The sequence below is a fragment of the Microbacterium sp. 69-7 genome, from assembly GCF_001897985.1.
In the GTDB taxonomy this organism is placed as follows: domain Bacteria; phylum Actinomycetota; class Actinomycetes; order Actinomycetales; family Microbacteriaceae; genus Microbacterium; species Microbacterium laevaniformans.
The window spans coordinates 1-12,776 of sequence record NZ_MKRU01000043.1 but is presented as its reverse complement, the minus strand read 5'-3'; the positions used below and the strand labels follow the sequence as shown (position 1 = coordinate 12,776).

Genomic DNA, 12,776 nt, shown 5'->3' with positions numbered 1-12,776 from the left:
CGACGCCGCCCAGGAAGCCCTCCTCATCGGACACTGAACGACGCGACAACCGCGACATCTATCGCTGCAATTCAAACGCGGACGCCCTCTGATACAGTGGAGTGGCTCGAAACCGGTTTTCGGGCATCCCCTCTTTTCTTCACCGACCTTCCGGCATGCCCCGGCGTGCAGTCCGGACAGGGCGAGGAGAGGCGATACGTCCGCGAGGCGCGACAGTCGCGTCCGCGTAACGAAAGGAACACTTCGTGGCTACGAAGTCCCAGGACCGCCGCAAGGTGCGTCTGTCGCGCGCCCTCGGCGTCGCGCTGACCCCCAAGGCAGCCAAGTATCTCGAGAAGCGCCCGTATGCTCCCGGCGAGCACGGCCGCACCAAGCGCAAGCAGGACAGCGACTTCGCCGTCCGCCTCCGCGAGAAGCAGCGTCTGCGCGAGCAGTACGGCATCCGCGAGAAGCAGATGCGCAACACGTTCAATGAGGCTCGTCGTCAGGACGGCCTGACGGGTGAGAACCTCGTCGAGCTGCTCGAGATGCGCCTCGACGCCCTCGTGCTGCGTGCCGGCTTCGCCCGCACCACGGCGCAGGCCCGTCAGCTCGTCGTGCACCGCCACATCCTCGTGGACGGCCAGCTCGTCGACCGCCCGTCGTTCCGCGTGAAGCCGGGTCAGACCATCCACGTCAAGCCCAAGAGCGAGTCGCTGGAGCCCTTCCAGGTCGCCGCCCTCGGTGGCCACGCCGAGGTTCTGCCCCCCGTCCCGGGCTACCTCGAGGTCGAGCTCGACAAGCTGCAGGCCAAGCTCGTGCGTCGTCCGAAGCGTGCGGAGGTCCCCGTCACCGGTGACGTCCAGCTCGTCGTCGAGTACTACGCCGCGCGCTGAGCGCGTGCACATCCGAAGGGCGTCGGGGTTCTCCCCGGCGCCCTTCGGCGTTCCCGCAGACCCACCGACACGAGCCGTGCACCTAACATGGAACGCATGAAGAAGGTGCTGTGGTTCGTCGTGGGTCTCGCGGGAGGCTTCGTCGCCGCCCACTTCGTGAACAAGGATCCGCGCGGCCACGAAGTTCTCGCCGAGGTCGACGCGCGCATCACCGAGTTCACCGACCGCATCGGCGAGGCATATCGCGCCCAGGAGGCGAAGATCGACGGCATCGCCGAAGACGTCAAGGATGCCGCCGCGAACGCCGTCGAGGCCGCGAAGGACGCGGCATCCAGCGCCGTGGACGCCGCGCACGACGTCGTCAAGAACGCCGACTGACCACACACCCGCACCGTCCCGTACGGGACCGTCCGTCCCGCACGCCCGTGCTCTGCCGAGGAACCCACAGATGAAGACCGCCGAGATCGCCCAGCGCTACCTGGACTACTTCGAGAAGAACGGGCACACGATCGTGCCCTCGGCATCCCTGGTCACCGACGACCCGGCGCTGCTGTTCACCGTCGCCGGAATGGTGCCGTTCATCCCCTACCTGTCGGGTGATGTGCCCGCGCCGTACCCGCGCGCGGCCGATAACCAGAAGTGCATCCGCACCAACGACATCGAAGAAGTCGGCAAGACCCCGCGGCACGGCACCTTCTTCCAGATGCTCGGCAACTGGTCGTTCGGCGACTACTTCAAGGAAGGCGCCATCCGCTACGCCTGGGAGCTGCTGACCACATCCGAGGACGACGGTGGACTGGGCTTCGACCCGAAAGACCTGTGGGTCACGGTCTACGAAGAGGATGACGAGGCGCACGACCTGTGGCTGCGTCTGACCGACCTTCCCGAGGAACGCATCCAGCGCCTGGGTAAGGACACGAACTACTGGTCGACGGGCCTGCCCGGCCCCGCGGGCCCCTGCTCGGAGATCTTCTTCGACCGCGGCCCCGCGTACGGCATCGACGGCGGACCGGCAACCGACGACGACCGCTATGTCGAGATCTGGAACCTCGTGTTCATGCAGTACGAGATCACGGATGTGCGCAGCAAGTACGACTTCACGATCGTCGGAGAGCTGCCCAACAAGAACATCGACACCGGCATGGGCCTGGAGCGCATCGCGTTCCTCAAGCAGGGCGTCGACAACATGTACGAGACCGATCAGGTGCGCCCCGTGCTCGATGCCGCCGTCGCCCTGTCGGGAAAGTCCTACGGCGCGAACCACGACGACGACGTCCGTTTCCGCGTCGTCGCCGACCACGTGCGCTCCTCGCTCATGCTGCTGAGCGACGGCGTGACCCCGGCGAACGAAGGTCGCGGCTATATCCTCCGCCGCCTCATGCGCCGCGTCATCCGCTCCATGCGTCTGCTGGGTGTGGACGGAGCGACGTTCGCGACCCTGTTCGCGGCGTCGCGGGATGCCATGAAGGATGCCTACCCGGTGGTCGGCACCGACTACGACCGTCTCGTGACCTATGCCCTCGCGGAGGAGGCCACGTTCCTGCGCACGCTCGCCGCCGGCTCGGAGAACCTCGACGCGTCCATCGCGGCGGCCAAGGATGCCGGGACCACCTCGATCGGCGGCGCGGAGGCGTTCCTGCTCCACGACACGTACGGCTTCCCGATCGATCTCACGATGGAGATCGTCGAAGAAGCGGGGCTCACCGTCGACCGCGACGCGTTCGACACCCTGATGCACGAGCAGCGGGCCCGAGCGAAGGCCGATGCCCGCTCCCGCAAGCGCCAGCTCGCCGACACGAGCATCTACCGCGACTTCCGCGCGAAGGGCGAGACGGTCTTCACCGGGTACACCGATTGGGAGACCGAGTCGACCGTCCTCGGACTCCTCGTCGACGGTGCCCCCGCGCAGCGGGCGGTGCAGGGGCAGATCGCGGAGGTGATCCTCGCCGAGACCTCGCTGTACGCCGAGAGCGGCGGTCAGGTGGCCGACAAGGGTGTGATCGTGGGTCCCGGCTACGAACTCGAGGTCCTGGACGTGCAGCGCCCGGTGCCGGGGCTGGTCAGCCACACGGTCGAGGTGACCTCGGGCGAGGTCGGCGTGGGCCAGCCCGCGACGAGCGTCGTGGATGCCGTCAACCGCCGCGCGGCACAGCAGGCGCACTCGGCGACCCACCTCGTGCACGCGGCCCTGCGCGACACGCTCGGAAAGTCGGCCACGCAGGCCGGATCGCTCAACCGCGCCGGCTACATGCGGTTCGACTTCTCCTGGGGTCAGACCCTGTCGGAGGCGACCAAGACGGAGATCGAGGAGATCGCGAACAACGCCGTGCGCGACAACCTGCAGGTGACCACGCGCGTGCTTCCGCTCGATGAGGCCAAGGCGGCCGGCGCGATGGCGCTGTTCGGCGAGAAGTACGGCGACACGGTGCGCATGGTCGACATCGGCGGGCCCTGGTCGCGCGAACTGTGCGGCGGCACCCACGTCGGCTCGAGCGCGGAGATCGGCCTCATCAACCTCGTCGGAGAGTCGTCGGTGGGCGCCTCCACGCGACGGGTGGAAGCCCTCGTCGGTCTCGACGCCTTCCGGGAGCTCGCTGCCGAACGCGCCATCGTCTCGCAGCTGTCGACCTCGCTGAAGACGCCGAAGGACCAGCTGGCCAGCCGAGTCGCGGATCTGGCGGCAAGCCTGAAGGCGGCTGAGAAGCGCATCGCGCAGTTCGAGGCGAAGGCGCTGGAGAGCCGGCTGCCGGAACTGGCCGGATCGGCCCAGGCGACCGGGGCGTTCCGTCTCGTCGCCCAGTCGTTGGGCGTCGCGGCCTCGGCGGACGACGTGCGCACGCTGGCCCTGCAGGTGCGCGAGCGCGTGGGAGCCGGCGCCGTCGTCGCGCTCGGCGCCGTCGTCGGCGGCCGGCCCGTCGTCATCGTCGCCACCGACGACGCTGCCCGCGCGGCGGGAGCGAAGGCGGGCGTGCTCGCGAAGAACGCCGCAGCCGTGCTCGGCGGCGGCGGCGGCGGACGTGACGACGTGGCCCAGGGCGGCGGAACCGATCCGGATGCCCTCCCGCACGCGCTCGCAGCGGTGACGCGCGCACTGGAGACACCCGGCGCGTGAGCGGCTTCCGACCGGGCGTGCGCCTCGGGATCGACGTCGGCAAGGCGCGGATCGGGGTCGCCCGGTGCGATCGCGACGGACTGCTCGCCGTTCCCGTCGAGACGGTTGCGCGAACGGATGCCGCGGCCGCGCACATCGCGCAGCTCGCCGAGGAATACTCCGCGATGGAATTGCTCGTCGGGTTGCCGATCAGCCTGTCCGGTGGAGAGACCGCGTCCACCGACGATGCCCGCGCCTTCGCGAGGGAGGTGCGCGCGGCATCCGGACTGGAGGTGCGCCTCGTCGATGAGCGCCTCAGCACGGTGAGCGCGCACGCGGCGCTGCGCGATGCCGGACGCTCCCAGCGTTCGTCTCGTAGGATTGTCGACCAAGTCGCCGCCGTCGTCCTGCTGCAGCAGGCGATCGACGTCGAGAAGAGCACCGGTGCCCCCGCCGGTGCCGTATTGCCCGACCCGCAGGAGCCCGCCTGATGTCTGACACCCCGCCGAACGACGACGAGTTCGCGGACCTGTTCAGCAAACTGCCGACCCCGCGCACGCAGGCGCCGTCATCCGGTGGCGCGGCATCCGTGCCGCCATCGCGCCGCGCCGCTCGGGAGGCGGCCGCGGCGGCGAACGCCGCGTCAGAGACCCCGCCGTCGCCGCAGAGCGCACCGATCGCAGCACCGATCTCCGCGCGCGCCGCGGACGAGACCGCGGATCCCCGCCCCGAGACCGCCGCGGCAGCGCCACCGGCACCGGCGTCGCCAGAGGCCGAGGCCGTTCCGGTGCATCAGCAGCTCGATGCGCTCTTCAGCGGGGACTCGCACTCCGATCGCGGGCGCGGCAAGAGCCACGACCGCGATCGCCGCAAAAGCCGCATCGCGGGCTGGGTGATCTTCGGGGTGATCCTCGCAATCCTCGGCGGCATCGTGGGGGGCGGCTTCTACGTCTGGAACACCTACGAGGACAAGATCCGCGCGTTCCTGGGGTGGGAAGAACCCAAGGACTACGAGGACGGCATCGCCGAGGGCGACGCGACGGTGACGATCGTCACGGGCGACACCGGATCGACGATCTCGACGTCGCTGTTCCAGGCGGGCGTCACGAAGACGGACACCGCCTTCTACGACTACTTGATCAAGACCGGCCAGAACCCGGACTTCCAACCGGGCGTGTACACGCTCAAGCAGAAGATGTCGTCCGCGGCGGCCCTGAAGGCTCTGGAAGACCCCAGCAGCCGACGCGAGAACACCGCGCAGCTGCCCGAGGGCTTGACCATGGGCTCGACCCTGACGCGACTCGCCGACGGAACCGGCATCCCGCTCGCCGATCTGCAGGCGGCGGTCGCCGATCCCTCGCAGTACGGCGTCAGCGCGACGACGCTCGAGGGCTGGCTGTTCCCGGCGACCTATACGTTCGATCCCGGGAGGACGGCGCAGCAGGTCATCAAGACGCTGGTCGATCGCACGGTGGCCTCTCTCGACAAGGCCGGCGTGCCGACCGACCAGCGCGAGCGCATCCTCACCGTCGCGTCGATCATCCAGCGCGAGGCACGATTCACAGCCGACTTCTACAAGGTCTCCCGAGTGATCGAGAACCGCCTCGATCCCAACAACGAGGAGACCCACGGCCTGCTGCAGATGGACTCGACGGCGCAGTACGGCTACAACGAGATCAACAAGGGCACGGCCAGCTCCTCGGCAGAAGCCCTCGCCAACGACAACCCGTGGAACACGTATCTGCACCCGGGTCTGCCGATCGGGCCGATCGCCAACCCCGGCGACCTGGCCATCGACGCGGCGATGCATCCGGCAGACGGGCCGTGGCTGTACTTCGTGACGGTCAACCTCGACACCGGCGAGACGATCTTCAGCACCACGTATGCCGAGCACGAGAAGGCCGTGGCGCAGTGGCAGCAGTGGTGCGCCGCCAATGACAGTGCCGACTGCTGAGGTCCCGACCGGATCGCTCCTGGAGGTGTGGGGCGACCCGATCGCTCACAGCCTCTCGCCCCGGATCCACGCCGCGGCGTACGCCGCGCTGGGATGGGACTGGAGCTATGGATGCCGACGAGTCGCAGCGGCCGACTTCTCGCGCGAGCTGGGCGGCCTGGGTGCGGCGTTTCGGGGCCTCTCGCTGACGTTCCCGCTGAAGACCGAGGCCTTCGCCGCCGCGACGCACCGCGATCGCACGGCCGAGCTCACCGGCGCCGTCAACACGCTCGTCCGCGTGGGCGGGCAGTGGCGCGGCTTCAACACGGATGTCGGCGGAATCGTCGGCGACGTGCGAGCCCATGGTCTCGATGCGATCGAGACCGGCCGCATCGTCGGCGCGGGGGCGACGGCGACGTCGGCGCTCGTCGCGCTCGCACAGCTCGGCGCGCGCACGGTCGAGGTGGTCGCGCGACGCCCCGACGCGGCCCACGCCCTCGCCGAGCTGGGGGAGCGTCTGTCGGTCGCCGTCTCGATCGCGGCGCCGGACACGGTGGCGCCGGCATCCGTCCCGCTCACCGTCTCCACCCTGCCCGGCGGCGCCGCGCTGCCGGAGGACACCTCCCGACGGATCGCGTCCGACGGGGGGCTGCTCTACGACGTCGTGTACGGCCACTGGCCGACCCCGCTGGCCGTGGCGTGGCAGGCGGCGGGTGCTCCCGCCGTCAACGGCCTCGGCATGCTCGTGCGACAGGCCGTGCTGCAGATCCGCGTGTTCCGAACGGGCGACGTCGACCACCCACTGCCCGATGAGGATGCCGTCGTGGACATCATGGCCCGTGCGCTCGTGGGAGACTAGGCGAATGCTCCGCGTGCTCACGGCCGGCGAATCGCACGGCCCCGAACTCGTCGCCTTCATGGAGGGACTGCCCGCCGGCGTCCCCGTCTCCCGCGCCGCGATCCAGGCAGATCTCGCGCGTCGCAAGCTCGGCTACGGCCGCGGCTCGCGGATGAAGTTCGAAGAGGACGAACTGACGATCTCCGCCGGCGTCCGGCACGGCCTCAGCATGGGCAGCCCGATCGCGCTGCGCATCGGCAACACCGAGTGGCCCAAGTGGACCGAGGTCATGAGTGCCGAGCCGGTCGAGATGACCGAGATGTCTCGCGGCCGCGGCGCCGCGCTCACGCGCCCCCGCCCGGGCCACGCCGACCTGGTCGGCATGCAGAAGTACGGGTTCGACGAGGCGCGTCCGATCCTCGAACGCGCGAGTGCTCGCGAGACGGCGGCTCGCGTCGCTCTGGGCGCGATCGCCCGCTCGTTCCTCGGTGAGCTCGGAATCCGTCTCGTCAGCCACACGCTGTCGATCGGCCCCGTTCAGGTGCCGGCAGGGGCGACCCTTCCCACTCCGGACGACGTCGCTACACTCGACGCGGACCCGCTGCGCTGCTTCGATCCCGCCACCTCGGAAGAGATGGTCGCCGAAGTGGATGCCGCGAAGAAAGACGGCGACACGCTGGGCGGCATCGTCGAGGTTCTCGCCTACGGCCTGCCCCCGGGGCTGGGTTCCCACGTGCAGTGGGATCGCCGCCTCGACGGCAAGCTCGCGCAGGCCCTCATGAGCATCCAGGCGATCAAGGGCGTGGAGGTCGGCGACGGCTTCGAGACCACGCGTCGCCGCGGCTCGGCGGCGCACGACGAGCTGTTCGCGGCATCCGAGGGCATCACACGCTCCTCGGACAAGGCCGGCGGCACGGAGGGCGGCATGTCCACCGGGACGGTGCTGCGCGTGCGCGCGGGCATGAAGCCGATCGCGACCGTGCCGCACGCGCTGCGCACGATCGACGTCACGACGGGCGAGGCCGCCACGGCGCACCACCAGCGCTCCGACGTGTGCGCGGTGCCCGCGGCGGGCGTGGTGGCCGAGGCGATGGTCGCGATCGTGCTGGCCGAAGCGGTGCTCGAGAAGTTCGGCGGCGACAGCGTCGGCGAGACGGCCCGCAACCTCCGCAGCTACCTCTCCGCGATCCCCGAGACGCTGCAGACGGCCTCGGACAGCGACGACGCCCTCGGATGACGAGTCCTGCGATCGTCCTCATCGGCCCGATGGGGGCGGGTAAGACGAGCGTCGGCAAGCGGGTGGCCAAACGGCTGGGCCTGCCGTTCACCGACAGCGACGCCGCGATCGTTCGCGAACACGGCCCGATCGAGACCATCTTCGCCACGCACGGCGAGGCGTATTTCCGCGAGCTGGAACGCGAGGCTGTGGCCGACGCGCTCAAACGTGGCGGCATCGTCGCACTCGGCGGGGGAGCGGTGCTGCACCCCGACACCCAGGCGGCGCTGGCCCATCACCACGTCGCACTGCTGACCGTCGCGCCGCACAATGTGGCCGCACGCATCCGCGGCGGCGCGCGCCCCCTCCTGCAGGAGGGCGACGCCGTCGAGCGCTGGCATGAAATCTACGCCGCACGGCGCCCCCTCTACGAACGGCTCGCCCAGGTGAGCTTCGACACGTCCGCCGGTCCTCTGCAAGACGCGGTCGACGCCCTCGCGGCGTGGATCGAGGCGGAGCTGGCCGGCGACGATCACGCCCGAGGAGCACACGAATGACCGACACCACCGTCATCGGCGTCGCCGGCGACCAGCCTTACGACATCACGATCGGACGGGGCATCCACGGCATGGTGGGCGACGCCTTGCCGCCCGCCGCGCAGAAAGTGCTCATCGTGCACCCGCCGACGCTGTCGGCCGCCGCCACCGAACTGCGCGCGTCGCTGCTCGCCTCGGGGGAGCGTCAGGTGCTGCTCGCCGAGGTGCCGGACGCCGAGCAGGGCAAGCGTGTCGAAGTCGCGGCGTTCTGCTGGCAGGTGATGGGTCAAGCCGACTTCACGCGCACCGACGCGGTCGTCGGCTTCGGCGGCGGAGCCGTCACCGACTTGGCGGGCTTCGTCGCGGCGACGTGGCTGCGCGGCGTCGCGGTGGTGCAGGTGCCCACGACGGTGCTCGGCATGGTGGATGCCGCCGTCGGCGGCAAGACCGGCATCAACACGGCGGAGGGAAAGAACCTCGTCGGCGCGTTCTGGCCGCCGCGCGCCGTGATCTGCGATCTGGCGCTGCTCGACACGCTCAGCCGCAACGAGCGGGTGGCCGGGTTCGCCGAGGTCGTGAAGGCCGGCTTCATCTGGTACCCGGAGATCCTCGACATCATCGAGGCAGACCCGGAGGCTGCCGTCGACCCGCAGTCAGCCGCGTTCCGCCGCTGCATCGAACTGGCCATCGAGATGAAGGCGCGCGTCGTCGGCGAGGACCTGCGCGAAGCCGGGCTGCGCGAAGTGCTGAACTACGGGCACACGCTCGGCCACGCGATCGAGCACGCCGAGCGGTACCAGTGGCGCCACGGCGCAGCGATCTCGATCGGCATGCTCTTCGCCGCCGAGCTCTCACGACTGGCCGGCCGGCTGTCCGACGATGCCGCCGCGCGACACCGCCGCATCCTCGAACTGCTCGGACTGCCGACCTCGTACCGCGCGGGTGCGTGGAAGCAGCTGCTGGCCACCATGCAGCGCGACAAGAAGACGCGCGGTGCGATGCTGCGCTTCATCGTCCTCGACGACATCGCGAAGCCGACCGTTCTGCAGGCCCCGGACGAGTCCCTCCTGTTCGCGGCCTATCAAGAGGTCGCCGAGTGAGAGAGCCGGTCGTCCGGCGTGTGCGGGCTGCGGAGTGGCGGGAGATCCGCGACCTCCGCATCGAGGCCGTCGGCGATCCGGCGGCATCCATCGCTTTCCTGTCCACCGTCGAACAGGAGCGTGCGCACGACGAGGTGTTCTGGCGCGAGCGCGCCGCGGGCGCGTCGCTGTCCGACGAGGCCGCTCAGTTCATCGCCGACGACGTCGGGCGGTGGGTCGGCACGGTGACCGTCCTTCTCCGGGCGGCGGGCACCGCCGATCATCTGGGTCGACCCGTGACCGAGGCGCGCGCAGACATCGTGGGCGTCTACGTGGCGCCGTCGCACCGGGGTACGGGACTGCTCGGGCGCCTCGTCGATGTGGCCGGGGCCTGGGCCCGGGATCGTGGGGCCGACGAGCTGACGCTCGATGTGCACGCCGAGAACCATCGCGCGCAGGGCGCCTATCGCAAAGTCGGCTTCGTCGCGACGGGAGAGAGGCTCACGAGCGTCATCGGTCCCGAGCTCGTGATGCTGCGCGCCGGTAGGGTGAGCGCGTGACGACCCCTCGACGCCTCCTGCTGGTGAACGGCCCCAACCTCAACCTGCTCGGCATCCGCGAGCCCGACGTCTACGGGCACGACACCCTCGCCGACGTGGAGCGGATCGTTCAGGATGCCGCGGCTGTGCGCGGCTTCGACGTCGAGGCGATCCAGAGCAATCACGAAGGTGTGCTGATCGACGCGATCCACGAGGCGCGCACCACCTGCGCCGGGATCGTGATCAACCCGGGAGGTCTCACCCACACCTCCGTCGTGCTCCGCGATGCGCTGTCGGGGGTGTCGCTGCCGGTGGCCGAAGTGCACATCTCCAACGTGTACGAGCGTGAGAGCTTCCGCCACCACTCGTACGTGGCGGACGTCGCCGTCGTGCACGTGATCGGCGAGGGCGTCGCCGGCTACGCACGTGCCACGGCGCTGCTGATCGATGTCATCGTCGGCGCCGCCGAAGGCTGAGCCCCGGACGCCTACGCGGCCGTGGGCTAAGATCGACTGTCGGCCGCGCGCCACCGCGTGCGCCCCCTCGAACTCACGAACGGAAACTCCACACTCATGGCATCGACCGCAGACATCAAGAACGGCGTCGTCCTCAGCATCGACGGACAGCTCTGGAGCGTCGTGGAGTTCCAGCACGTCAAGCCCGGCAAGGGCGGTGCGTTCGTGCGCACCAAGCTGAAGAACGTCATGACCGGCAAGGTTGTCGACAAGACGTTCAACGCGGGCGCCAAGGTCGAGATCGAGAACGTCGACCGCCGTGACTTCACCTACCTCTACAACGACGGCGAGGGCTTCGTCTTCATGGACGTGGCCGACTACGACCAGATCACGGTCGGCGCCGCAACGGTCGGCGATGCCGCGAACTTCCTGCTGGAGAACCAGCAGGTGCAGATCGCCCTCAACAACGGCAACCCGCTCTACATCGAGCTGCCGGCCTCCGTCGTGCTGGAGATCACCTACACCGAGCCGGGTCTGCAGGGCGACCGCTCGTCGGCGGGAACCAAGCCCGCCACCGTGGAGACCGGCTACGAGATCCAGGTGCCGCTGTTCCTGGAGACCGGCACGAAGGTCAAGGTCGACACCCGCACGGGCGACTACCTCGGCCGCGTCAACTGACGACCGGTCTTCGAAGCGATGAGCGCACGGTCCAAGGCGCGCAAGCGCGCCCTCGACATCCTCTTCCAGTCCGACGTCCGCGGCGATGAGCTTGCGGTCACCCTCGCCGCGGAGGCGAAGCGCGCGGCGAACGAACCCGCTCGCGAAGCCTCGTGGCTGTACGCGCGCGAGATCGTCGACGGTGTCATCGACAACCGCGACGACATCGACGAGCAGATCGTCACCCACGCGCGCGACTGGAAGATCGAGCGGATGCCGGCGGTCGACCGCGCCATCCTGCGCCTGGCGGTGTGGGAGCTGATGTTCAACGATGAGGTGCCCGCCGCGGTCGTGATCGACGAGGCCGTGGAACTCGCGAAGGAGTTCTCGACCGACGACTCCGGCTCCTTCGTGCACGGCGTGCTCGGACGCATCGCCCGCACCGCCTGAGCGGCGGCTGCGGCGGGTCGACGACCGGATCACGTGGGATTCATTTGCCGAAGGACTAGTTACTCGTCGGCGGTTCAAAATAGGCGAACAGTTCGGCGACGCTCTCGCACGATCGAAGCTCGGACAGCATCCGACGGCGTCCTTGAGCGGTGAGAGCCCGTATTCGGTTCCTGTGGTCGTAGAGCAGGTGTGTTGGCCACCGTCGACTCGAGAAGAGCCTGAAGACCGCGTGCCACGTGACGCCCACAGACTCGGTGTATGCGCGAGCAGCTGCGCGAGCCTCCGCGGACACACGGGCGTTGACGCGCCTTTCCGCAGCGCTCGACGCGAGAGGAAGAAGCCCGGAAAACTGCTCGTTGTAGCGTTCGTGTCGATCATCACGCAGGTCCCGATAATCGCGCGCATTCCGCATTACTTCGTCGACGCGATCGAGCCTTCGGCACAGAACCCGTGGGAGTTGAATGAGTACGGCCATGCGCTCGTCGGGAGAGGCCCATAGCGCAGAACCGATCGTCCGCGTGAGCATCTCGGCAGCATCTCTACCGAAGACGCCGGCCCATGCGCGTCCCCCGTCGGGGAAGACACTGCGTAGCGCGGGATCGATCCCCCGCAGAAGACTTTCTACGCACGCTCGGTGACCGGGCGAACCGTCGATGTGCCAGGAGTGGACTTCGCATGATCGACAAAGGAAGACAGCCTGACCTTTGAAGTCGTCACGTTGTCGCGCCGAGACCGCCACGGAGTCGAGATCCAACTCAGCCCAAAGTTCGGTAGCACGTCGAGAATCGGCGGCTGACAACGGTGTCTCCTGACGACTCTTGTTGCAAGATTCGCACGAGGCGAGGTAGTTGTCAGCCCGATTCGGACCACCCGCGACGCGCGGTATCGCGTGATCAACGTTGAGTGGCCGGGCCGGAGAGGAAGGCGGCGCGTCGTCCTCGAAATTGAGAAGCGAACAGTCGCAGTGAAAGCACCGGCCGTCGGTTATCGGGCTCTTCGCAGTTGAGGGTGTAGTCGAGGGTCGGCGGCTGGTTCGCGGATAGACGTCGAGGTCTTCCAGGATGGAAGTTCTCACACTGCCCATCTGCCGGAAGACCTCGACTTGCA

At 68.9% G+C, this 12,776-nt stretch carries 14 protein-coding genes; 13 read left to right on the top strand and 1 reads right to left on the bottom strand.

Annotation, left to right across the window (positions count from 1 at the left end; all coding sequences use genetic code 11):
- Positions 1-245: 245 nt before the first annotated feature.
- From rpsD to nusB, 13 genes are all read left to right on the top strand, one after another.
- A complete protein-coding gene (rpsD, locus tag BGN98_RS04160; protein WP_005049541.1) occupies positions 246-875 on the top strand; it encodes a 30S ribosomal protein S4 in 630 nt (209 codons plus the stop codon).
- Positions 876-971: 96 nt separating this feature from the next.
- The gene (locus BGN98_RS04155; RefSeq protein WP_231477285.1) at positions 972-1,253 is read left to right on the top strand and encodes an ATPase; all 282 of its coding nucleotides are present in this window, start codon (positions 972-974) and stop codon (positions 1,251-1,253) included.
- A gap of 70 nt (positions 1,254-1,323) precedes the next feature.
- A complete protein-coding gene (alaS, locus tag BGN98_RS04150; protein ID WP_288119767.1) occupies positions 1,324-3,987 on the top strand; it encodes an alanine--tRNA ligase in 2,664 nt (887 codons plus the stop codon).
- The gene (ruvX, locus tag BGN98_RS04145; RefSeq protein ID WP_061683470.1) at positions 3,984-4,457 is read left to right on the top strand and encodes a Holliday junction resolvase RuvX; all 474 of its coding nucleotides are present in this window, start codon (positions 3,984-3,986) and stop codon (positions 4,455-4,457) included. The genes alaS and ruvX overlap by 4 nt, the downstream gene beginning before the upstream one ends.
- Complete coding sequence (gene mltG, locus BGN98_RS04140; protein ID WP_288119764.1) at positions 4,457-5,920, top strand: endolytic transglycosylase MltG; 1,464 nt, start codon at positions 4,457-4,459, stop codon at positions 5,918-5,920. The genes ruvX and mltG overlap by 1 nt, the downstream gene beginning before the upstream one ends.
- On the top strand, positions 5,901-6,758 hold the full coding sequence (locus BGN98_RS04135) for a shikimate dehydrogenase family protein (protein WP_288119754.1): 858 nt from the start codon (positions 5,901-5,903) through the stop codon (positions 6,756-6,758). The genes mltG and BGN98_RS04135 overlap by 20 nt, the downstream gene beginning before the upstream one ends.
- 4 nt (positions 6,759-6,762) lie before the next feature.
- Complete coding sequence (aroC, locus tag BGN98_RS04130) at positions 6,763-7,974, top strand: chorismate synthase (protein ID WP_005049547.1); 1,212 nt, start codon at positions 6,763-6,765, stop codon at positions 7,972-7,974.
- Complete coding sequence (locus BGN98_RS04125) at positions 7,971-8,510, top strand: shikimate kinase (RefSeq protein WP_016465252.1); 540 nt, start codon at positions 7,971-7,973, stop codon at positions 8,508-8,510. The genes aroC and BGN98_RS04125 overlap by 4 nt, the downstream gene beginning before the upstream one ends.
- Positions 8,507-9,589 carry a 3-dehydroquinate synthase gene (aroB, locus tag BGN98_RS04120; protein WP_288119751.1) on the top strand — a complete coding sequence of 361 codons (1,083 nt, stop codon included), beginning with the start codon at positions 8,507-8,509 and terminating at the stop codon, positions 9,587-9,589. Before BGN98_RS04125 ends, aroB begins: the two co-directional genes overlap by 4 nt.
- A complete protein-coding gene (locus BGN98_RS04115) occupies positions 9,586-10,128 on the top strand; it encodes a GNAT family N-acetyltransferase (protein WP_288119750.1) in 543 nt (180 codons plus the stop codon). Before aroB ends, BGN98_RS04115 begins: the two co-directional genes overlap by 4 nt.
- Positions 10,125-10,583: a type II 3-dehydroquinate dehydratase gene (gene aroQ, locus BGN98_RS04110; RefSeq protein ID WP_288119748.1), complete on the top strand. Its 459-nt coding sequence runs from the start codon at positions 10,125-10,127 to the stop codon at positions 10,581-10,583. The genes BGN98_RS04115 and aroQ overlap by 4 nt, the downstream gene beginning before the upstream one ends.
- Positions 10,584-10,679: 96 nt before the next feature.
- On the top strand, positions 10,680-11,240 hold the full coding sequence (gene efp / locus BGN98_RS04105; RefSeq protein ID WP_036283795.1) for an elongation factor P: 561 nt from the start codon (positions 10,680-10,682) through the stop codon (positions 11,238-11,240).
- Between the two features lie 18 nt (positions 11,241-11,258).
- Positions 11,259-11,669, top strand: a complete 411-nt coding sequence (nusB, locus tag BGN98_RS04100) for a transcription antitermination factor NusB (RefSeq protein ID WP_036291068.1) — start codon at positions 11,259-11,261, stop codon at positions 11,667-11,669.
- A gap of 55 nt (positions 11,670-11,724) precedes the next feature.
- Here nusB and BGN98_RS14740 read toward each other — a convergent pair whose 3' ends face one another.
- Positions 11,725-12,753, bottom strand: a complete 1,029-nt coding sequence (locus BGN98_RS14740; protein WP_353681700.1) for an HNH endonuclease — start codon at positions 12,751-12,753, stop codon at positions 11,725-11,727.
- Positions 12,754-12,776: the final 23 nt, after the last annotated feature.